Origin of the sequence: Pantoea sp. T14 (genome assembly GCF_036663535.1) — a bacterium.
Lineage (GTDB): Bacteria > Pseudomonadota > Gammaproteobacteria > Enterobacterales > Enterobacteriaceae > Pantoea > Pantoea phytostimulans.
Window position 1 is genome coordinate 109,493 of record NZ_JAWUEB010000027.1, and the last position, 19,582, is coordinate 129,074.

Annotated in this window: 17 protein-coding genes; 12 read left to right on the forward strand and 5 right to left on the reverse strand. The window is 51.3% G+C overall.

The window, feature by feature from the left end:
* Window positions 1-435: 435 nt before the first annotated feature.
* Complete coding sequence (locus SC127_RS18525) at window positions 436-837, forward strand: H-NS family histone-like protein (RefSeq protein WP_215847236.1); 402 nt, start codon at window positions 436-438, stop codon at window positions 835-837.
* 177 nt (window positions 838-1,014) lie between these two features.
* On the forward strand, window positions 1,015-2,607 hold the full coding sequence (locus SC127_RS18530) for an ABC-F family ATPase (protein ID WP_215847235.1): 1,593 nt from the start codon (window positions 1,015-1,017) through the stop codon (window positions 2,605-2,607).
* Window positions 2,608-2,647: 40 nt separating this feature from the next.
* On the opposite strand, the gene moeB is transcribed toward SC127_RS18530, so the two are convergent.
* A complete protein-coding gene (gene moeB / locus SC127_RS18535; RefSeq protein ID WP_215847234.1) occupies window positions 2,648-3,403 on the reverse strand; it encodes a molybdopterin-synthase adenylyltransferase MoeB in 756 nt (251 codons plus the stop codon).
* Window positions 3,404-4,639 (reverse strand): molybdopterin molybdotransferase MoeA, encoded by a 1,236-nt coding sequence (gene moeA / locus SC127_RS18540; protein ID WP_332627440.1) that lies wholly within the window; start codon window positions 4,637-4,639, stop codon window positions 3,404-3,406. It lies immediately after the preceding gene.
* A 226-nt stretch (window positions 4,640-4,865) separates the two neighbouring features.
* Between moeA and SC127_RS18545 the strand changes: the two genes are divergently transcribed.
* From SC127_RS18545 to SC127_RS18585, 9 genes are all read left to right on the forward strand, one after another.
* Complete coding sequence (locus SC127_RS18545; RefSeq protein ID WP_215847233.1) at window positions 4,866-5,831, forward strand: isoaspartyl peptidase/L-asparaginase family protein; 966 nt, start codon at window positions 4,866-4,868, stop codon at window positions 5,829-5,831.
* Window positions 5,832-5,840: 9 nt separating this feature from the next.
* A complete protein-coding gene (gene gsiA / locus SC127_RS18550) occupies window positions 5,841-7,697 on the forward strand; it encodes a glutathione ABC transporter ATP-binding protein GsiA (protein WP_243078266.1) in 1,857 nt (618 codons plus the stop codon).
* A gap of 72 nt (window positions 7,698-7,769) precedes the next feature.
* Window positions 7,770-9,305: a glutathione ABC transporter substrate-binding protein GsiB gene (gene gsiB / locus SC127_RS18555; RefSeq protein ID WP_215847231.1), complete on the forward strand. Its 1,536-nt coding sequence runs from the start codon at window positions 7,770-7,772 to the stop codon at window positions 9,303-9,305.
* Between the two features lie 48 nt (window positions 9,306-9,353).
* A complete protein-coding gene (gene gsiC, locus SC127_RS18560) occupies window positions 9,354-10,283 on the forward strand; it encodes a glutathione ABC transporter permease GsiC (protein WP_215847230.1) in 930 nt (309 codons plus the stop codon).
* Window positions 10,280-11,185, forward strand: a complete 906-nt coding sequence (gsiD, locus tag SC127_RS18565) for a glutathione ABC transporter permease GsiD (RefSeq protein ID WP_243078265.1) — start codon at window positions 10,280-10,282, stop codon at window positions 11,183-11,185. The genes gsiC and gsiD overlap by 4 nt, the downstream gene beginning before the upstream one ends.
* On the forward strand, window positions 11,182-11,631 hold the full coding sequence (locus tag SC127_RS18570; protein WP_215847229.1) for a DUF4385 domain-containing protein: 450 nt from the start codon (window positions 11,182-11,184) through the stop codon (window positions 11,629-11,631). Before gsiD ends, SC127_RS18570 begins: the two co-directional genes overlap by 4 nt.
* Before the next feature lie 289 nt (window positions 11,632-11,920).
* Entirely contained in the window at window positions 11,921-12,556 is a 636-nt protein-coding gene (locus tag SC127_RS18575; RefSeq protein WP_215847228.1) for a carbonic anhydrase, read from the forward strand.
* 138 nt (window positions 12,557-12,694) lie between these two features.
* Entirely contained in the window at window positions 12,695-13,351 is a 657-nt protein-coding gene (locus SC127_RS18580) for a DUF3313 domain-containing protein (RefSeq protein WP_332627445.1), read from the forward strand.
* 112 nt (window positions 13,352-13,463) lie between these two features.
* Window positions 13,464-14,600: a PQQ-dependent sugar dehydrogenase gene (locus SC127_RS18585; RefSeq protein ID WP_215847226.1), complete on the forward strand. Its 1,137-nt coding sequence runs from the start codon at window positions 13,464-13,466 to the stop codon at window positions 14,598-14,600.
* On the opposite strand, the gene SC127_RS18590 is transcribed toward SC127_RS18585, so the two are convergent.
* On the reverse strand, window positions 14,601-15,257 hold the full coding sequence (locus SC127_RS18590) for an HAD family hydrolase (RefSeq protein ID WP_243078263.1): 657 nt from the start codon (window positions 15,255-15,257) through the stop codon (window positions 14,601-14,603).
* Window positions 15,258-15,567: 310 nt separating this feature from the next.
* Here SC127_RS18590 and SC127_RS18595 point away from each other — a divergent pair, with 310 nt between their 5' ends.
* Window positions 15,568-16,770, forward strand: coding sequence for a serine hydrolase (locus tag SC127_RS18595; RefSeq protein ID WP_243078262.1), 1,203 nt, complete (start codon window positions 15,568-15,570; stop codon window positions 16,768-16,770).
* 32 nt (window positions 16,771-16,802) lie between these two features.
* Here SC127_RS18595 and ybjG read toward each other — a convergent pair whose 3' ends face one another.
* Both ybjG and SC127_RS18605 read right to left on the reverse strand, forming a co-directional pair.
* The gene (ybjG, locus tag SC127_RS18600) at window positions 16,803-17,408 is read right to left on the reverse strand and encodes an undecaprenyl-diphosphate phosphatase (protein WP_215847224.1); all 606 of its coding nucleotides are present in this window, start codon (window positions 17,406-17,408) and stop codon (window positions 16,803-16,805) included.
* Between the two features lie 411 nt (window positions 17,409-17,819).
* The gene (locus tag SC127_RS18605; protein ID WP_215847223.1) at window positions 17,820-19,508 is read right to left on the reverse strand and encodes an aspartate:alanine antiporter; all 1,689 of its coding nucleotides are present in this window, start codon (window positions 19,506-19,508) and stop codon (window positions 17,820-17,822) included.
* Between the last annotated feature and the right edge of the window lie 74 nt (window positions 19,509-19,582).

Below are 19,582 nucleotides of genomic sequence, written 5' to 3' on the forward strand. Positions count from 1 at the left end.
ATTAACCTCTGTAATTAAAAAACGCCAACGTGAAGAATTCGTAAGGGTTATAAAAATTTGATTTATTAAGCCGCTTTTTTAAAGCAGTGGCTTGTAGAACCTTCTGATTGAGATCGTGGTTTAGTCCCCGTTAAAAGCCGCGCGCCAACGTCTGCGGGAATAATCCTGTTACCTTTTTATGATTTTGTTTAAAAGCAATCAGGAAGAATTTATGAAATGCTCGCGTCTGAAATCGATTCCAGAGTTTGAGGTTAACGCCACGAGACTGTTAATTCTACGTTAATAAAGCCCATAAAATGAGGTGATAAAAAAAGCGTAGCGATTTAAATTAGCGCTCAGAATAATCTGTAGCGTAAAATTAATTTATTTTTTTATTTGAATTAGGTAATCTTAACGCTACAGTTTTAATTACCCCCCTCAATCAAGGACATTGTGATGAGTGACGCATTTAAAGTTCTGAACAACATTCGCACATTACGTGCCCAGGCTCGTGAACTGCCGCTGACTGACCTGGAAGAAATTCTCGAGAAATTAACCGTTGTTGTGACCGAACGTCGCGAAGAAGCAGAAGCGGAAGAGACTCAAAATCGCGAAAAAGAAGAAAAGCTCTCTAAATATCGCGAAATGCTGTTGGCAGACGGCATTGACCCAAATGAATTATTAGGCGCTCTGGAGCCAGGTAAAAAACGTTCTAAGCGTGCTCCGCGTCCAGCAAAATATTCTTATACCGATGAAAACGGTGAAACCAAATCATGGACCGGCCAAGGCCGTACACCAGCAGCGATTAAAAAAGCATTGGATTCAGGCAAGAGCCTGGACAGTTTCCTGATCGATTAATCGACACGATCCTTGTATGCGGGAGCCGAGGGCCAATATTGGCGCCTCGGCTTTTTTATTTACACCTGTTTATCAACTACTCTGCTTAGCCCGCACGCCTTGCGCTGGCGTGCGCTACATCACATCTGGCATAATAGCCGCCGTTTTTTCATCCACTTCTTCACAAAGGTCAATGCCGTGTTAGTTAGCAGCAATATCACCATGCAGTTTGGCAGCAAGCCACTGTTCGAGAACATCTCCGTTAAATTTGGCGGCGGTAATCGTTACGGTTTAATCGGTGCGAACGGCAGCGGTAAATCCACCTTCATGAAGATTCTGGGTGGCGATCTGGTGCCAAGCGGCGGAAATGTTTCTTACGATCCGAATGAACGTATCGGTAAGTTACGCCAGGATCAGTTCGCCTTTGAACAATATAGTGTGCTCGATACCGTTATCATGGGTCACCATGAATTATGGGAAGTTAAAGAAGAACGCGATCGTATATATGCTTTGCCAGAAATGAGCGAAGAAGATGGCTATAAAGTCGCAGACCTTGAAGTGCTTTACGGTGAAATGGATGGTTACAGTGCGGAATCACGTGCCGGAGAGTTATTACTCGGTGTAGGTATTCCAGTTGAGCAGCATTATGGTCCGATGAGCGAAATTGCACCGGGCTTTAAATTACGCGTGTTGTTGGCGCAGGCGCTGTTCTCTAATCCTGATATTTTGTTGCTGGACGAACCGACCAACAACCTGGATATCGACACCATCCGCTGGCTGGAGCAGGTTCTTAACGAACGCGACAGCACCATGATTATCATTTCGCATGACCGTCACTTTTTGAATATGGTCTGTACGCATATGGCGGATTTAGACTACGGCGAACTCCGTGTTTATTCGGGCAACTATGACGAATATATGACCGCAGCCACTCAGGCCCGCGAACGTCTGTTATCGGATAATGCCAAGAAAAAAGCACAAATTGCCGATCTGCAATCATTTGTTAGCCGCTTTAGCGCCAACGCCTCTAAATCGCGCCAGGCAACTTCACGTGCGAAACAGATGGATAAAATTAAGCTGGATGAAGTAAAAGCCTCCAGCCGACAGAACCCGTTTATTCGTTTTGAACAAGATAAAAAATTGTTCCGTAATGCGCTCGAAGTTGAAGCGATTACTAAAGGTTTTGATAACGGTCCGCTGTTTAAAAATTTAAACCTGATGCTTGAAGTCGGCGAGAAATTAGCGGTGCTGGGTGCCAACGGTATCGGTAAATCGACTTTACTGAAAACGCTGGTGGGCGAATTGACGCCGGAAAGCGGCAACGTTAAATGGTCAGAAAATGCGCGCATCGGTTATTACGCTCAGGATCATGCCGAAGATTTTGCAAATGATCTCACCGTGTTTGACTGGATGAGCCAGTGGAAACAGCAAGGTGATGACGAGCAAGTCATTCGTGGCATTTTGGGCCGCCTGCTGTTTTCTCAGGATGATATTAAGAAGCCAGCTAAAGTGCTTTCCGGTGGTGAAAAGGGACGCATGCTGTTCGGTAAGTTAATGTTGGAAAAACCGAACATCCTGATTATGGATGAACCCACCAACCACCTTGATATGGAATCCATTGAATCGCTGAATATGGCGTTGGAAATGTATGAGGGGACGTTGATTTTCGTTTCACATGACCGTGAATTCGTCAGCTCGCTGGCAACTCGCGTCATGGAAATGAAAGAAGATCGCATCGTGGACTTCACCGGTAACTACGAAGATTACCTGCGCAGTCAGGGCATCGTCTAAAAAAACGGGGTAGCGCTGGCTACCCCGTTTTTTTTCTTCGCTATTTGTCGCCACACACTTCGCAGTGCGCATCCTGCGCCACCTTCATGCTGCGGAATTCTGCACTCATGGCATCGTACATTAATAAGCGAGATGTTGCGGGCGTGCCGTAGTGTGTCAGCAGTTTAATCGCTTCCATTGCTTGCATAGCTCCAATTACACCCACCAGCGGGGCCATGACGCCAGCTTCTACGCAGCTTAATGTCTGCTCGCCAAAAAGGCGGCTAATGCAGCGATAGCAGGGCGTATTCGGCTGCCAGGTAAACACGCTGATTTGGCCTTCCATACGAATCGCTGCACCGGAAACCAGCGGCACGCGCTGCTGACGGCATAAGCGGTTTAGCTGCTCGCGCACCTGAACGTTATCGGTGCAGTCCAGCACCACATGATGCGTGGCGATCAACGTGCGCATCGCTTCATCCTCTAGCCGCGTGCTCACGGTATTCACCTGGCAATGTGGATTAATCATCGCCAGACTTTGCGCAGCAGATTCCACTTTGGCGTAACCAATATCTGCATCATGGTGCAATATTTGCCGTTGCAGGTTTGAGAGCGACACCGTGTCGAAATCAAGCAACGTCAGGCTTCCTACGCCCGCTGCGGCTAAATAGGGCGCAGCGGCACAGCCTAATCCCCCTAAACCTACCACCAACGCACGGCTGGCTTTGAGTTGCTCTTGTCCGTCAAAATCGAAACCACGCAACACAATTTGTCGGTTATAGCGCAGCATTTCTTCGTCGCTTAACTCGGGCAGCATTTACCCCTCCAGCAGCGCGTTGAACGGTTCAATTTCAACCCATTCACCCGCTTCAACATTCTCACGATCTCGCTCCAGAACAATAAAGCAGTTGGCCTGTGCGAAGGAGCTAAAAACATGTGAACCTTGTGGCCCGGTGGAATGCACTTCTAATTCGCCCTGATCGTTGCGACGGTAGAAGCCGCGCTGGAAATCGAGGCGGCCCGGCGTTTTTTTCAGGCGTGTTGCCGCACGGACTTTTTGACGCGGTGGCAGCGCTGATTTTTTCTGGCCTGTTAGCGTGGCGAGTAGCGGCACAACCAGCTGATAAAATGTTACCGCAGCGGAGACCGGATTGCCTGGCAATCCACAAAACCAGCTGTTAGCCAGGCGACCAAAAGCAAACGGTTTTCCGGGTTTGATGGCCAGCTTCCAGAAAGTAATAGCGCCTAACTCTTCCAGCATGGTTTTGGTGAAATCAGCTTCACCGACAGAAACACCGCCGGTGCTGATCACCACATCGGCCTGACGATCGGCTTCTTCAAAGGCAGCACGCAGCGCGTTGGGATCATCTTTAATAATGCCGAGATCGATAACTTCACAGCCCAACTTTTTCAGCATTAAAGAGACGGTAAATCGATTGGTGTCGTAGATTTGACCTGCTGCCAAGGGATGACCTACCGGCTGTAATTCATCACCGGTTGAAAAAACCGCAACGCGAAGTTTACGCAACACGCTGACCTCTGCAATGCCCAGCGAGGCCAGCAGCGGTAATTCCGCAGCACCTAACCTGACGCCCGCCGCAAGCACGCCTGTGCCTGCACGAATGTCATCACCAATCAGGCGAATGTTCTGGCCCGCGTTCACCGGCGCATTAAAAATAATCGCGTCGTCGCGCTGTTCGGTCTCTTCCTGCATCACCACCGCTTCACAACCTGCAGGAACCGGCGCGCCGGTCATGATGCGGATGACGCTGCCTGCGGGCCAACTGCCTGTAAAGGGCGCCCCGGCAAACGCTTTTCCTGCGACAGGCAGCGGAATACCTCTGTTGATATCAGCGAGGCGCACGGCATAACCATCCATCGCGGCGTTATCAAAAGGCGGCACATCAATAGGCGAGGTCACGGCGCGAGCGGTAATACGTCCTGCGGCTTCGGTCAGTGGCACACTGAGTGAATCGGTAATGGGCGTCAGCTGCGCCAGCATTTTTTCCTGAGCTTCCTCAAGGGAGATCAATCCTGCGGTAAAGCTTTCCATTGGGTATCAACCTGGGTTATCGCATTTGCTGCTTATTATGGTGGCATTTGCGCAAGGAGTCACATCTGCTGCAACGGTATAAGCCACAATAAAAGGTTATGACTGTTGAGACAGTTTCCGCTTTACAACCCTTAGCAGGCTTTCTATAGTCAAAAACGACTAAAAATGGCTGAAAACCATTCTAAATCAGTGTTTTTCCATCTGATGCAACGACAGGGTAAGCGTTATGGTAACAGCAGTTATCGCCATTCACGGTGGTGCAGGCGCGATTACGCGTGCCGCGATGAGCGCAGAAAAAGAACAACTATATCGTCAGGCATTAACCGATATCGTTACGCGTGGACAACAGATGTTAGAGCAGGGCGCCAGCGCATTGGATACGGTGACGGAAGCGGTACGTCTGCTGGAAGAGTGTCCGCTTTTCAATGCGGGCAAAGGCGCGGTTTTTACCCATCAAGGCACGCATGAACTCGACGCCAGTGTAATGGATGGCCGCACGCTGGAAGCCGGTGCAGTCGCGGGCGTCACGCGCATTCGAAATCCTGTACTGGCTGCACGCGCAGTGCTGGAAGCGAGCCCGCACGTGCTGTTTATCGGTGAAGGCGCCGAGCAGTTTGCCGCATCACAAGGCATCGAGCAGGTTGAACCTGATTATTTCTCCACACCTGAGCGCTGGGAACAGCTGCAACGTGCGCTAAACAGCGATCAGATGGTGCTTGATCATGATGGTGAAGCACAACGTCACAGTGATGATCCGCTCGACCCCGATCGCAAATTTGGTACGGTTGGCGCGGTGGCACTGGATCTCGAAGGGAATCTTGCTGCTGCGACATCCACCGGCGGCATGACTAATAAACAAGCCGGACGCGTGGGTGATTCCCCGCTGCCAGGTGCCGGTTGCTACGCTGACAACGACAGCGTGGCGGTTTCTTGCACCGGCACAGGCGAAGTCTTTATCCGTACGCTGGCCGCCTACGATGTTGCCGCGCAAATGCGCTACGGTGGACGTAGCCTGCAGCAGGCTACTGTGAGTGTTATTCACGATAAAGTACTGGAAATGGGCGGAAGCGGCGGTCTTATCGCTATCGATCATGCAGGGAATGTCGCGCTGCCGTTTAACAGTGAAGGCATGTATCGCGGATTTGCGCGGGTAGGTGAAGCCGCTGAGGTGGCGATCTACCGCGAAAGCTAAGGAGCATGCATGACTGAGCGGAAAACGATGCCGCCAATGGCGCCGGATCAGGTGTTAGCGGTGCGCGATTTAAATGTGCGCTTTCGTCACGAAGGCAAGGTAACGGAAGCTGTGCGTCACCTTTCACTTGATCTTCATCGCGGTGAAACCTTGGCTTTAGTGGGGGAATCGGGTTCGGGTAAATCAGTCACTTCGCTGGCCTTAATGCGTTTAATTGAGCAGACCGGCGGAGAAGTCAGCGGCGAAATTCAGCTGCGGCGTCGCAACGGCGACGTGCTGAATATTACGCACGCCTCATCCCGCCAGATGCGACGCGTACGTGGCGCCGATATGGCGATGATTTTTCAGGAGCCGATGACGTCGCTTAATCCGGTGTTTTCGGTCGGCGAACAGATAGCCGAATCGATCCGCTTACATCAGGGCAAAACGCACAGCCAGGCGCTGGCTGAAGCGCGCCATATGCTGGATTTAGTGCGTATTCCTGACGCGCAAAACGTGTTAACCCGTTTTCCCCATCAACTCTCCGGCGGCATGCGTCAGCGTGTGATGATCGCCATGGCGCTGTCGTGTAAACCCGCGTTGCTGATTGCGGATGAACCCACTACCGCGCTTGATGTCACTATTCAGGCGCAAATCCTGCAACTGATCCGTGTGCTACAAAAAGAGATGCAGATGGGTGTCATTTTCATCACGCATGACATGGGCGTGGTGGCTGAAATGGCCGATCGCGTACAGGTGATGTATCGCGGTGATGTGGTAGAAAATGCGCCGGTCGAGCAGCTATTTAGCGCGCCGCAGCAGCCTTACACACAAGCATTACTGGCGGCGGTGCCCAAACTCGGCTCAATGAGCGGACTCAGCTTACCGGCTAAATTTCCGCTGCTGCACAGTGAAAGCAGTGAAGAAGCGCCGCAAGATACGGTTCGCCGCGCCGAACCCCCTATTTTGCAGGTGCGTGATTTAGTGACCCGGTTTGATATTCGTGGCGGCTTATTAAATCGGGTGAAAAGTCGAGTACATGCCGTGGAGAAAGTCAGTTTTGATCTCTTTGCCGGCGAAACGTTGGCGCTGGTGGGCGAATCGGGCTGTGGTAAATCCACCACCGGACGCTCATTGCTGCGTCTGGTCGCCAGCCAGGGCGGCACTATCACCTTTAATGGTCAACGCATTGATGATTTATCCGGTCAGGCGCTGGCGCATTTACGCCGCGATATCCAATTCATCTTTCAGGATCCTTACGCCTCGCTCGACCCGCGCCTGACGGTGGGTTTTTCCATTATGGAGCCGTTGCTGGTGCATAACGTCATGCCGCGCCGCGAAGCGGAGCAGCGTGTCGCCTGGCTGCTGGAAAAGGTGGGTTTGCTGCCGGAACATGCGCAGCGCTATCCGCATGAATTTTCTGGTGGCCAACGCCAGCGTATTTGTATTGCTCGTGCGCTGGCGCTTAATCCAAAAGTGGTGATTGCTGATGAATCGGTATCGGCACTCGACGTATCAATTCAAGCGCAAATCATCAATCTCATGCTCGATCTACAGCGCGAATTTGGCATCGCCTTCTTGTTTATTTCCCACGATATGGCGGTGGTGGAACGCATCAGTCATCGCGTGGCGGTGATGTATCTTGGCCAAATTGTTGAGATGGGCCCGCGTCAGGCGGTGTTTGAACAGCCGCAGCATCCTTATACCAAAAAGCTAATGGCGGCGGTGCCTGTCGCCGATCCGGCGCATCGTCGTCGCGAGCGAGCATTGATGGTAGATGAAATTCCTAGCCCAATCCGTTCATTGGGTGATGAACCAGAAGTGGCTCCGCTGATGGAAGTGGCACCGGGCCATTTTGTTGCCCGTCATGTTATCAGCGTGGCCTGAGTACAATGATCAAAGAATGATGAAAGCACGCCGCTTCGGCGGCTAACCAGACAGGGATTACAGGAGAGTAAGATGCACATTACGATGCGTAAAGGGTTACTGGCTGCGGGCGTGTTGAGTAGCGTAATGACGCTGCCTGCCTGGGCGGCACAAGATGCGGTGATTGCTGTTGCATCCAATTTCACCACCATGGATCCGTACGATGCCAACGACACATTGTCGCAGGCGGTAGCGAAATCGTTCTATCAAGGTCTGTTTGGCTTTGATAAAGAGATGAAGCTCAATAACGTGCTGGCTGAAAGTTATCAAGCCAGCGCTGATGGTTTGACTTATACCATCAAGCTGCGCTCTGGCATCAAATTCCAGGATGGCACAGACTTCAACGCCGAAGCCGTTAAGGTGAACCTCGATCGCGCCAGCAATCCTGATAATCACCTGAAACGCTATAATCTGTTTAAATATATCGCGACCACCGAAGTGGTGGATCCCACCACGGTTAAAGTCACTCTCAAGCAACCGTTCTCAGCCTTTATCAACAATCTTGCTCACCCGGCGGCGGCAATGATTTCGCCGACGGCGTTGAAAAAATATGGCAAGGAGATCGGTTTTCATCCAGTAGGCACCGGCCCGTTTGAGTTCGTGACCTGGAATCAGACCGACTTTGTGAAGGTGAAGAAGTGGGACGGATACTGGAAAAAGGGCTATCCGAAACTCGACAGCATTACCTGGCGTCCGGTCGTAGATAACAATACCCGCGCGGCGATGCTGCAAACGGGCGAAGCCAACTTCGCTTTCCCGGTGCCCTATGAGCAGGCCAAACTGCTCGAGAAAAACGCCAAGCTGGATGTCGTCACCACGCCATCGATTATGCAGCGTTACATCAGTCTCAACGTCACGCAGAAACCGTTTGATAACCCGAAAGTACGTGAAGCGCTGGAATATGCCATTAATCGCGACGCACTGGCAAAAGTTGCGTTTGCCGGTTATGCCACGCCAGCCACCGGTATCGTGCCGCCAAGCATCGATTTTGCCCAAAAATATCCCGCCATTCAGTACAATCCGGCGAAAGCCCGTGAACTGCTGAAGGAAGCGGGTTATCCCAACGGCTTTGAAACGACGTTGTGGTCTTCTCATAACCACAGCACTGCGCAGAAAGTATTACAGTTTACTCAGCAGCAGCTGGCGCAGGTCGGCGTGAAAGTAAAAGTCACGGCAATGGATGCGGGCCAGCGTGCCGCTGAAGTTGAAAGCAAAGGCCAGAAAGAGAGCGGTGTGCGCATGTTCTACACTGGCTGGTCCGCCTCAACGGGTGAAGCGGACTGGGCGTTGACGCCGTTGTTCGCTACTGCTGCCTGGCCGCCAGCCATTTTTAATACCGCGTTTTACAGTAATCCGCAGGTCGATAAAGATCTGGCTGATGCGCTGAAAACCACCGATCGCGAGCAAAAAGCCAAATTCTATAAAGACGCGCAGGATAGCATTTGGAATGACCATCCGTGGATCCCGCTGGTGGTTGAGCAGCTGGTGTCAGCGAACAGCAAAAACCTCACCGGTTTTTACGTTATGCCTGACACCTCATTCAATTTTGATGAGGCCAGCCTGAAGTAACGGAGCAGGCCAGCCTTGTTGGCTGGCCGCTATTGCGCAGGATGTTGCATGTTTAATTATTTTCTAAAACGCTTATTGGGCCTGATTCCCACGCTGCTGATTGTTGCGGTGCTGGTTTTCCTGTTTGTTCATCTGCTGCCGGGCGATCCGGCACGCTTGATTGCTGGCCCCGAAGCGGATGCCTCGGTGGTGGCGCTGGTACGTCAGGAGCTGGGATTGGATCTCCCGCTGCCTCAGCAGTTTTGGCATTTTATTCTCAACGCTCTGCAGGGTGATTTCGGTCAGTCGATGGTGTCGAAACGACCGGTAGCCGATGAGATCGCTTCACGTTTTATGCCGACACTGTGGTTAACGCTGGCCAGCATGATTTGGGCGGTGATTTTCGGCATGACTATCGGCATTGTTTCAGCGGTATGGCGTAACCGCTGGCCCGATCGCATTGGTATGACGCTGGCGGTTTCCGGCATCTCGTTTCCCGCCTTTGCGCTTGGCATGTTGCTGATGCAGGTCTTCTCGGTTGAGCTTGGCTGGTTGCCAACCGTGGGAGCCGACAGCTGGCAGCACTATATTTTGCCATCAATCACCTTAGGGGCTGCGGTAGCGGCGGTGATGGCGCGCTTTACCCGCGCCTCCTTTGTTGAAGTGATGCAGGAAGATTACATGCGTACCGCTCGCGCCAAAGGGGTACGTGAATCGCTGGTGGTGGTGAAACACGGCCTACGTAACGCCATGATCCCGGTGGTTACTATGATGGGGCTACAGTTTGGCTTTCTACTCGGCGGGTCGATTGTGGTGGAAGTGGTGTTCAACTGGCCGGGATTGGGCCGCTTGCTGGTGGATTCAGTGGCAATGCGCGATTACCCGGTGATTCAGGCCGAAGTCTTGCTGTTCTCGCTGGAATTCATATTGATCAATCTGTTTGTTGACATGCTCTACGCGGTCATCAATCCAGCCATTCGCTTTAAGGAATCGCGATGAAAAACTGGCGACGCGAAGCGGCACTGAAAACCATGCCGCTGATGACGGAAAATCGGGTACGTACGCCGTGGGGGGAATTCTGGCGACGCTTTAAGCGCCAACCGGTCGCGTTATTGGCGGGGCTGTTCGTCGTGATATTAATCGTGCTGGCGTTTATCGCCCCTTACATCGCCCCCTTTGATGCTGAAAACTATTTTGACTACGACCGGCTGAATGAAGGGCCATCGTTAATGCACTGGTTTGGCGTGGATTCATTGGGCCGGGATATCTTCAGCCGCGTGCTAGTGGGCACACGCATCTCACTGATTGCGGGTTTCTTCTCTGTGGCGATAGGTGCCCTGATTGGCACGCTGTTTGGCCTGCTGGCAGGTTATTACGAAGGCTGGTGGGATCGTATTACCATGCGCGTCTGCGACGTGTTGTTTGCCTTTCCCGGTATTTTGCTGGCGATTGCGGTAGTCGCGATCATGGGCAGCGGCATGAGCAACGTGATCGTTGCGGTCGCCATTTTTAGTATCCCGGCCTTTGCCCGTTTGGTGCGTGGCAATACGCTGGTGCTCAAACATCAAACCTATATTGAGTCGGCACGCAGTATTGGCGCGTCTGACTGGACGATCTTGATGCGTCACGTGCTGCCGGGTACGGTATCACCGATTGTGGTCTACTTTACCATGCGCATCGGGACCTCCATTATCACCGCCGCCAGCCTCTCGTTCCTGGGTTTGGGCGCGCAGCCACCGACACCAGAATGGGGTGCCATGCTCAATGAGGCGCGAGCCGATATGGTGATTGCGCCGCACGTTGCCCTCTTTCCGAGTCTTGCGATCTTCCTCACCGTTTTAGCCTTTAATTTACTGGGTGACGGGCTGCGTGATGCACTCGATCCTAAACTAAAGACATGAAACCTTTCGATTACGATCAAGACTTCAGCACCATCGACTTTCGCAAACACCCGGAGCTCTACCAGGTGGGACGCGGTGAGCAGGGCGTGCTGATGGTCCAGCCCTATAAAGGCGAAATTTTACCGCACTGGCGTTTTCGTACCGTGCCGATTGCTGAAGAGTCAGCAGCAAAAATTATGCAGCTGTTCGAGGCGTATCGTGCGCAAGATGATTTTGTTGGCATGGATATGGCGCGCAAGTTTATTCAAATGGGGTACACCCGCGCTCGCCGCTACAGCAATCATCAAGGTGGACGCAAATATGATGCAGAAGGCAAAGAGTTGCCGCGCGGCGTCAATGAAGAAAAAGCCGCAGCGGCAGCGGTCTTCAAAACGTATTGGGATCGTCTTCGGGGTGACGAGGATTATCTAACGCGCAAAAAAGCACACCAACAAAAATATGGCTAATGCACTCAACGCGTTAATAAATCTGACTTTCATTCTCCGCCGAGTAGAGGTTCTACTGCGAGCGTGAAGGCTTGCACTGTTTCCAGTAAATCGCTGGCGGGAAGGTAACGAATGAAAATGCCGCCCGGTTTGCAAGGTTACGTAAAAAACGCAAAGGTTGTGTTTAGATTGGACGTTTGCTTAAATTCGCGGTTGATATTTGCCTGTTACGCTTAATAATAAACAGGCAAATCAACACTGAAGGCGCGTTTCCTTCAGGTGACGAAGTGGATAATGAGAGAGCTAAATAATGAAAGAGATCGTTAATGGATTTCTGAGTTTCCAACAGAATGTGTTTCCTGAAAGGAAGGATCTTTTCAAAAGCCTGGCGTCGAATCAAAATCCGAAAGCGCTGTTTATTTCCTGTTCTGATAGCCGACTGGTGCCGGAACTGGTGACTCAGCAAGAACCAGGACAGCTGTTCGTTATCCGTAATGCGGGCAATATCGTGCCGTCATTCGGTCCTGAACCGGGCGGTGTCTCAGCGACTATCGAATATGCTGTCGTGGCGCTCGGCGTAACCGACATCATTATTTGTGGTCACTCTAACTGCGGCGCCATGAATGCCATCGCATCCTGTCAGTGCATGGATACGATGCCCGCGGTTAAACACTGGCTGCAATATGCCGATGCGGCAAAAGCGGTAGTGGAAGAGCGTCAATATGATACGCCAGAGAAAAAGCTGAACGAAATGGTGAAAGAGAACGTTATTGCTCAGCTCAATAACATGAAAACCCATCCTTCCGTTGCGGTAGCGTTGCGTAAAGGCGCACTGCGTCTGCACGGTTGGGTTTACGATATTGAAAGCGGATTAATCATTGCGCTGACTGAAGGCGGAAAGCAGTTTATTTCGCTGGCCGATAATCCAGAGACGTGTTTCGAATAATTTTTTCAATCCGCCGCGTTTGTGGCGGATTTTCTGCTATTGAGTTCGCATAACCCCTCAAAAATTCGACATTTTACAGCAAGGCGGATTTGGCTTAACTATTCTCTTGTAAGCCTTCCTTACAAAAGAGAATTCGCTATGCGTAAATCTTCGGTTGCTGCTTTACTCGCGGTTTCATCATTGCTTCTTGCCGGTTGTACGTCTCACGTTGCTGATAAAGAGCAATATTCTGGATTCTTGGGTGATTACAGTCAGTTAAAACCGGCTGAATCTGTCAGCGGTGAGCAAACGCTGCGCTGGATTTCACCCGATTACCAAAAAGGTAATTTTAAAAATGCCCATTACACGCCGGTAATTTACTATCCAGCGGCGCGTCCCTCTCAGCGTATTAGCCAGCAAACACTGGATGAAATTCGTAACTACACCGATATTCAGCTAAAAGGGGCTATCGCCACCCATTGGCCGCTGGTTGCGAGCAAAAGTTCGCAAACTTTAATGGTACGTGCGGCGATTACCGCAGTGAATGCCGAAAACAAAGGCATGCAGTTCTATGAAGTGGTACCGGTTGCGGCCGTTGTTGCCAGCACCATGGCGGCCACCGGTCATCGCACGCAAAACAGTATGCTGTTCCTCGAACTTGAAGCGACCGATGCAACCGGTAAGCCGATGATTCGGGTTGTGCGTAAAGCCTTTGGTAAAACCGTCAATAACAGCACGACGGCCATTACCTTTGCCGATCTCAAACCGGGTATCGACAAAATGATCCGTGACGCGGTAAGTTTCACTACGCCGTAATCGCCCATGGCGGCAGATGCCTGTCGCCATCCTTAATCTTTTGTAAATCCTCAACATCATCCTGCCTGCGCTGTCTACGCTTAACAGCATCGTATCCTGCCAGGAGAATTTCATGGTTCGTTTCCCTGTCGCGTTGGCTCTCAGCGGCGCGTTACTCTGTTCCTTTTCTTCCTTAGCGGCGGACTTGCACGTGCAGGTTCTGCAAGAAAAACTCGATCACCCTTGGTCGCTGGCATTTCTGCCCGATAACCAAACCCTGTTGATCACCGAACGTTCCGGCCAGTTGCGTAGCTGGCAACCCGGTAGCGGTCTATCCGAGCCGATTCAGGGTGTGCCGAAAGTCTGGGCGCAGCGTCAAAGCGGTTTGCTGGACGTGGTGCTGGCACCCGATTTCGCACAAAGCCGACGCGTCTGGTTGAGTTATACCGAAGCCAACAGCAGCGGCAAGGCGGGTGCGGTGGTCGGATATGGCACGCTGAGCGAGGATAATCGTCAACTCAGCGATTTCCGTGAAGTGATTCGCCAGACACCCATGCTCTCTCGCGGCAATAACATCGGCACGCGGCTGGCGTTTGATCGTCAGGGTTTTCTCTGGATAGCGTTTGGCGATAATTTTGCCAGCAGCACCGCGCAGGATCTCGACAAGCTGCAAGGGAAATTACTGCGCCTGAACAGTGATGGTAGCGTACCGAAAGATAATCCCTTTATTGACCGTGACGGTGCGCGACCAGAAATTTGGGCCTACGGTCTGCGTAATCCACAAGGACTGGCGCTCAATCCATGGACTCAGGAAATGTGGGAGAGCGAGCATGGCCCGCGCGGCGGCGATGAAGTAAATATTCCTGAGAAGGGAAAAAATTATGGCTGGCCGCTGGCCACTTATGGCGTTGACTACAGTGGTTCGAAAGTGCCGGAATCAAAAGGAACACATGCCGATGGCACGGAGCAGCCGGTGTTTCACTGGAAGGTTTCGCCTGCGCTCAGCGGGATGGCATTTTATAACAGTGCCCGTTTCCCGCAGTGGAAAAACTCGCTGTTTATCGGCTCACTGAAAGAGAAAAATCTGATTCGCCTGCGGGTTAACGGCGAGAAAGTCGTCGAGGAGCAGAGATTGTTAGAGGATCGCAATGAGCGCATTCGCGATGTGCGTCAGGGACCGGATGGCTATCTTTATGTGCTTACTGATGAAGCCAACGGCAAACTGCTCAAGGTGGGATTAGCGCAGGACGCCACGGCGTCCCGCGGATAATTACCTTGCCCAGTGACAGACTTCCCAGCCCCGGCTCATTGCCTCCTGATGCAGCAATGCGTCGGGGTTAATCACATGCGCATGATCGGCCTGTGCCAGCAACGGCAGGTCATTCATGGAGTCGCTGTAAGCCCAGGTTCGCTCAAACGCTTCGCCTTCCTGTAACGCCTTCCAGTCCGTTAGACGTGTCACTTTGCCATCTTTGTAGGTCATGGTGCCGTAGGTTTGGCCGCTGTAGCGGTCGTCTACAACTTCCACTCCAATTGCCAACGCGCCATAAGCACCCAAACGCTCGGCGATGGGGATGACTAAGTGTTCGCCGCTGGCCGAGATAATCATCACTTTATCGCCGCGCTGTTGATGCCATTCTATGCGTTCACGCGCTGCTGGAAACACACGTGGCATGATATCGCGATGAATAAAGCGACGCACCCAACCTTCGACTGTTAAGGTGGCCATACCCGCCAGCGGTGCCAGCGTTTTGTTCATGTATTCTTCGATAGAAAGCGTGCCGGCGTAATATTGCGTCATCAACTGCTGCTCTTCGGCAATAAGGTCACTGGATGCGAATCCTTGCGAGACCAGCCAACGCAGCCACAGGCTGGTGCTGTCTTCGCAAATAAGCGTTTCATCGAGATCAAACAGGGCTAGGTCCATGGCATTCTCCTCAGGCTGACTCAAGTCAGGTTAGCTGAATTTTGTGACGGTCTTAACTGTTCTGAGAAAAATCGGAATTTCACGCAGTTTTTAAGAGAGAACGTTTATGAGAGGAAAGCGTGTTAGACAAAGAGTTTGCAAAAGAGTCAGCGGAAGAAGGGGCGCAAGGCGTGAATGCCAGGATTACTCTACTAAACTCTAAAAAACTTTACGGTTCATCGGTTTTTTTCGCGGACGCCAACGGTTAGCGTTCTAACTGAAGGTTTTTGCCTTAAAACCCCGATTTAACAAGGACAATTCGGTCACGCTCATGACAAACACTCGCTTCGCTTCCCGTTTGCGGCTTTTTGCTGCAACCTCATTACTCATTGTTGCGCCGATCAGCGTTTTTGCTGAACAGGCGCCGAATGCCCCTCAAATCGATGCGAAAGCCTGGATTTTAATCGACTACGCCAGCGGCAAAGTATTAACAGAATCTAATGCCGATCAACGACTCGATCCTGCCAGCCTGACAAAAATGATGACCAGCTATGTGGTCGGCCAGGCCATTAAAGCGGGCAAGATTAAACCCGACGATCTGGTTACTGTGGGTCAGGATGCGTGGGCAACGGGTAATCCGAAACTCAAAGGCTCATCATTGATGTTTCTTAAACCGGGCGACCGTATTCCGGTACATGAGCTGAATAAAGGCATTGTGATTCAATCGGGTAATGATGCCTGTATTGCGCTGGCTGATTATGTCGCCGGCAGTCAGGATTCGTTTATTGGCTTGATGAACAACTATGTCAAAGCCTTTGGGCTGCAAAATACGCATTTCATGACGGTGCACGGTTTAGATGCGGAAGGGCAATATAGCACCGCGCGCGACATGGCGCTGATTGGTCAGGCGTTGATTCGTGATGTGCCTGAAGAGTATGCGCTAAATAAAGAGAAAGAATTTACCTTTAATAATATTCGCCAGATGAACCGAAATCGCCTGCTGTGGAGTACCAACCTAAAAGTCGATGGCATTAAAACGGGCCACACTTCAGGCGCAGGGAATAATTTGGTGGCCTCTGCAACCGAAGGCGACATGCGATTGATTTCCGTGGTGCTGGGTACTGCTACCGACGCTATGCGTTTCCGCGAGAGTGAGAAGTTACTGACCTGGGGTTTCCGTTTTTATGAAACGGTAACGCCGATCAAAGCTGATGCGCCTTTCGCCCAGCAGCGCGTCTGGTTTGGCGAGCGCAATCAAGTGAACCTTGGGGTAGAAAAAGATGCCGCGCTGACCATTCCGAAGGGGCAGATGAAAAATCTCAAGGCCAGCTACACGCTAAGTTCGCCTCAGTTAGAAGCGCCACTGAAGAAAAATCAGGTTGTCGGCACCATTAATTTCCAGCTGGATGGCAAAACTATTGAGCAGCGTCCACTGGTGGTCATGCAGGATGTGCCAGAAGGCGGTTTCTTCAGTCGTATTATCGATTTTGTGATGATGAAATTTAACGGCTGGTTCGGGAAGTGGTTTTCGTGAAGAGAGGGGACGCCGCAATGCGTCCCCTTTTTTTAACCTTGCGTCCAGCCTTTACGAATCGGCAACGCGAAAAGGGTGCGGTAAAGCGGATTGATCACATTCAGCATGCGGTTGCCGTAAATTTGCCAGGCAAGATGCGACGCCAGACAACCCAGCATCCCTACCAAAAATCCGCCTAACATATCCATTGGCCAGTGCACGCCCAAATAAACGCGCGACCAGGCGATAGCGCTGCCAACCAGCATTAAAATTACACCCGACCACAAACGATGCCAGAAGATAAAAGCCAGCGCGAAGGTGAAGATGGTGGTGCCGTGATCGCTGGGATAAGAGTCGTCAGCCGTGTGATGCAGGAACTGATGCCCTAAGCCAATGGCAAATGGGCGAGGATGCGGCAGCAGCTGGCCAACGCACCAGGAGATCGCTAACGCGTAAATCAAGGCCATTCCGGTTTTCAACACCAGCACACGCTGAGATTTAACCTGCTCGTGTGGCCCCCACAACCACAGCGCTACAATCAGCAGCGGCACAATGGCAATCAGGTCTTTGGCAATAAATGTCGCCAGTTGCAACATCCAGGCGGGCGAAGCGGGTGTAGCGTTAATCAACATAAACAGCGAGCGGTTTAACTCTTCCATTATTGGCGGGCTTCCTCTTTGAAAAGTGCGCGAGCACATTCAGCAATCTCTGTTTTGGATAGGCAACATCTGTAAACAGGCAAAATTGGCTCAGTTTGATGTGACCGCGTTGCTGAGCAGCAGCGCACTAAATGCTAATAAAATAAAGAGGCTATCCTGGAATTATTCGATGCATTCGTCCATAGCAGGGTTCTTAATCTTCATGCAGGTTGCAAAACGGTTTAGGTTTAATGACATTTACATGAAGGCTGTATCTCATGGGCAGGCGCTTTGACCGGGGATTTCAGGCATAAAAAAACCCGCTAGCTAAATCACTAACGGGCTCCACAATTTGGGGATTTCAAAGAAAAGCAGTGGCACTTATTAAGACTGCACCCCCATTAAAAAGTTCTGGACTCCACTAAAAAATTTTTATAAGGGCAATATCGGCCAAATAATCACAATCAGCGTACCTGCTAGCGTCAGAAGGACGTTGGCTATTGCGTAGGTACCTGCGTAGCCGAGTGCTGGAATGTTGCTGCGTGCGGTATCGCTGATAATCTCCATGGCGGGCGCGCAGGTTCGTGCGCCCATAATGGCCCCAAACAGCAGGGCGCGGTTCATTCGCAGTACGTAGGCGCCAAACAGGTAGCAAATCACCACCGGAATCAGGCTGACCAGCAATCCACACAGCAGCATTAAGGCACCGTCGCTGCTCAGGCCATGATTAATGCCGCTGCCCGCACTCAATCCAACACCTGCCATGAACACCATCAAACCAAATTCTTTCACCATGGTCAGCGCGCCCTGCGGGATATAGCCAAACGTGGGATGGTTAGCACGCAGAAAGCCCAGCATGATACCTGCAAACAGCAAACCGGCAGCGTTACCAATGCCAAAACTAAAATTGCTGAACTGGAAAGTGATCAGGCCAATCATCAGCCCAACAATAAAGAAAGCGCAGAACGCCAGAAGATCGGTCATTTGACTATGAATGGCGATAAAGCCAATGCGATCGGCCACGCTTTTCACGCGACGCGCTTCACCGCTGACCTGTAACACATCCCCTTTGTTGAGAATGATGTTGTCATCGATCGGCATTTCAATCTGACTGCGAATTACGCGGTTAAGGAAGCAGCCGTGATCGGTCAGGTTGAGTTTGCTCAGGCGCTTATTCACGGCGTTATGGTTCTTTACCACGATCTCTTCAGTGACGATGCGCATATCCAGCAAGTCGCGATCAAAAACTTCTTTGCCGTTGCGAAAGCTAGGATCAAGACGGGCGTGAGCGTCGGGATAACCCACCAACGAAATATCATCGCCCAGTTGCAGAACCGCATCCCCATCAGGGCTGGCGATAATGCCATTACGGCGAATACGTTCGATGTAACAACCGGTCTGACGATAGATGCCTAATTCACGCAGGTTCTTACCGCCGCTCCACGCCACCAGTTCCGGGCCGACGCGATAGGCACGGATCACCGGCAAAAAGACTTTGCGCTGGCTGTCGGCATCTAAACCACGTTCACGGGCGATTTGTTGCGCGCAGGTTGATAAATCTTGATGCTGTAAACGGGGCAAGTAGCGGGCACCAAAAATCAAACTGACTAAACCAATCAGATAGGTGATGGCATAACCCAGGCTAAGGTGATCCTGCATCAATGCCAGCTGTTTGCTGTCGCTGATGCTTTGCCGCAAGGTATCGCCTGCGCCGACCAACACGGGCGTTGAGGTCATAGAGCCCGCCAACATGCCCGCGGTTAAACCGATATCCCAGCCAAACAACTTGCCTAAACCCAACGCTAATACCAGCGCGCTGACCACCATGACGATAGCCAGCATGAAATAGTTTTTTCCGTCGCGGAAAAAAATTGAGAAGAAATTAGGCCCGGCTTCAACGCCAACACAAAAAATAAATAACATAAAGCCCAGACTCAAGGCGTCCGTATTTATCGCGAAGTGTTGTTGCCCTAATAACAGGGAAATCACTAATACGCCGATAGAATTTCCTAGTTGAACGGAGCCTAGACGCAATTTACCCAGACAAAGTCCGAGGGCCAATACAACAAATAATAACAAAACGTCATTTCCGCTTAACAATTCTGCGACGTTAATATTCACTGTTTAACTTCTTGTTTACGTGTAACTTATTGATGAGTGGCTTGTTTTTGGTTATCTTGAGCAAGCCGTAACAT

Bases quoted from the DNA above. Each gene is read 5' to 3' on its own strand.
- gsiC (WP_215847230.1), top strand. From the start codon at position 9,354: ATGTTTAATTATTTTCTAAAACGCTTATTGGGCCTGATTCCCACGCTG.
- ybjG (WP_215847224.1), bottom strand. From the start codon at position 17,408: ATGGAAGAGTTAAACCGCTCGCTGTTTATGTTGATTAACGCTACACCC.
- SC127_RS18525 (WP_215847236.1), top strand. From the start codon at position 436: ATGAGTGACGCATTTAAAGTTCTGAACAACATTCGCACATTACGTGCC.
- SC127_RS18570 (WP_215847229.1), top strand. From the start codon at position 11,182: ATGAAACCTTTCGATTACGATCAAGACTTCAGCACCATCGACTTTCGC.
- gsiD (WP_243078265.1), top strand. From the start codon at position 10,280: ATGAAAAACTGGCGACGCGAAGCGGCACTGAAAACCATGCCGCTGATG.
- SC127_RS18580 (WP_332627445.1), top strand. From the start codon at position 12,695: ATGCGTAAATCTTCGGTTGCTGCTTTACTCGCGGTTTCATCATTGCTT.
- SC127_RS18595 (WP_243078262.1), top strand. From the start codon at position 15,568: ATGACAAACACTCGCTTCGCTTCCCGTTTGCGGCTTTTTGCTGCAACC.
- SC127_RS18545 (WP_215847233.1), top strand. From the start codon at position 4,866: ATGGTAACAGCAGTTATCGCCATTCACGGTGGTGCAGGCGCGATTACG.
- gsiB (WP_215847231.1), top strand. From the start codon at position 7,770: ATGCACATTACGATGCGTAAAGGGTTACTGGCTGCGGGCGTGTTGAGT.
- gsiA (WP_243078266.1), top strand. From the start codon at position 5,841: ATGACTGAGCGGAAAACGATGCCGCCAATGGCGCCGGATCAGGTGTTA.
- moeB (WP_215847234.1), bottom strand. From the start codon at position 3,403: ATGCTGCCCGAGTTAAGCGACGAAGAAATGCTGCGCTATAACCGACAA.
- moeA (WP_332627440.1), bottom strand. From the start codon at position 4,639: ATGGAAAGCTTTACCGCAGGATTGATCTCCCTTGAGGAAGCTCAGGAA.
- SC127_RS18590 (WP_243078263.1), bottom strand. From the start codon at position 15,257: ATGGACCTAGCCCTGTTTGATCTCGATGAAACGCTTATTTGCGAAGAC.
- SC127_RS18585 (WP_215847226.1), top strand. From the start codon at position 13,464: ATGGTTCGTTTCCCTGTCGCGTTGGCTCTCAGCGGCGCGTTACTCTGT.
- SC127_RS18575 (WP_215847228.1), top strand. From the start codon at position 11,921: ATGAAAGAGATCGTTAATGGATTTCTGAGTTTCCAACAGAATGTGTTT.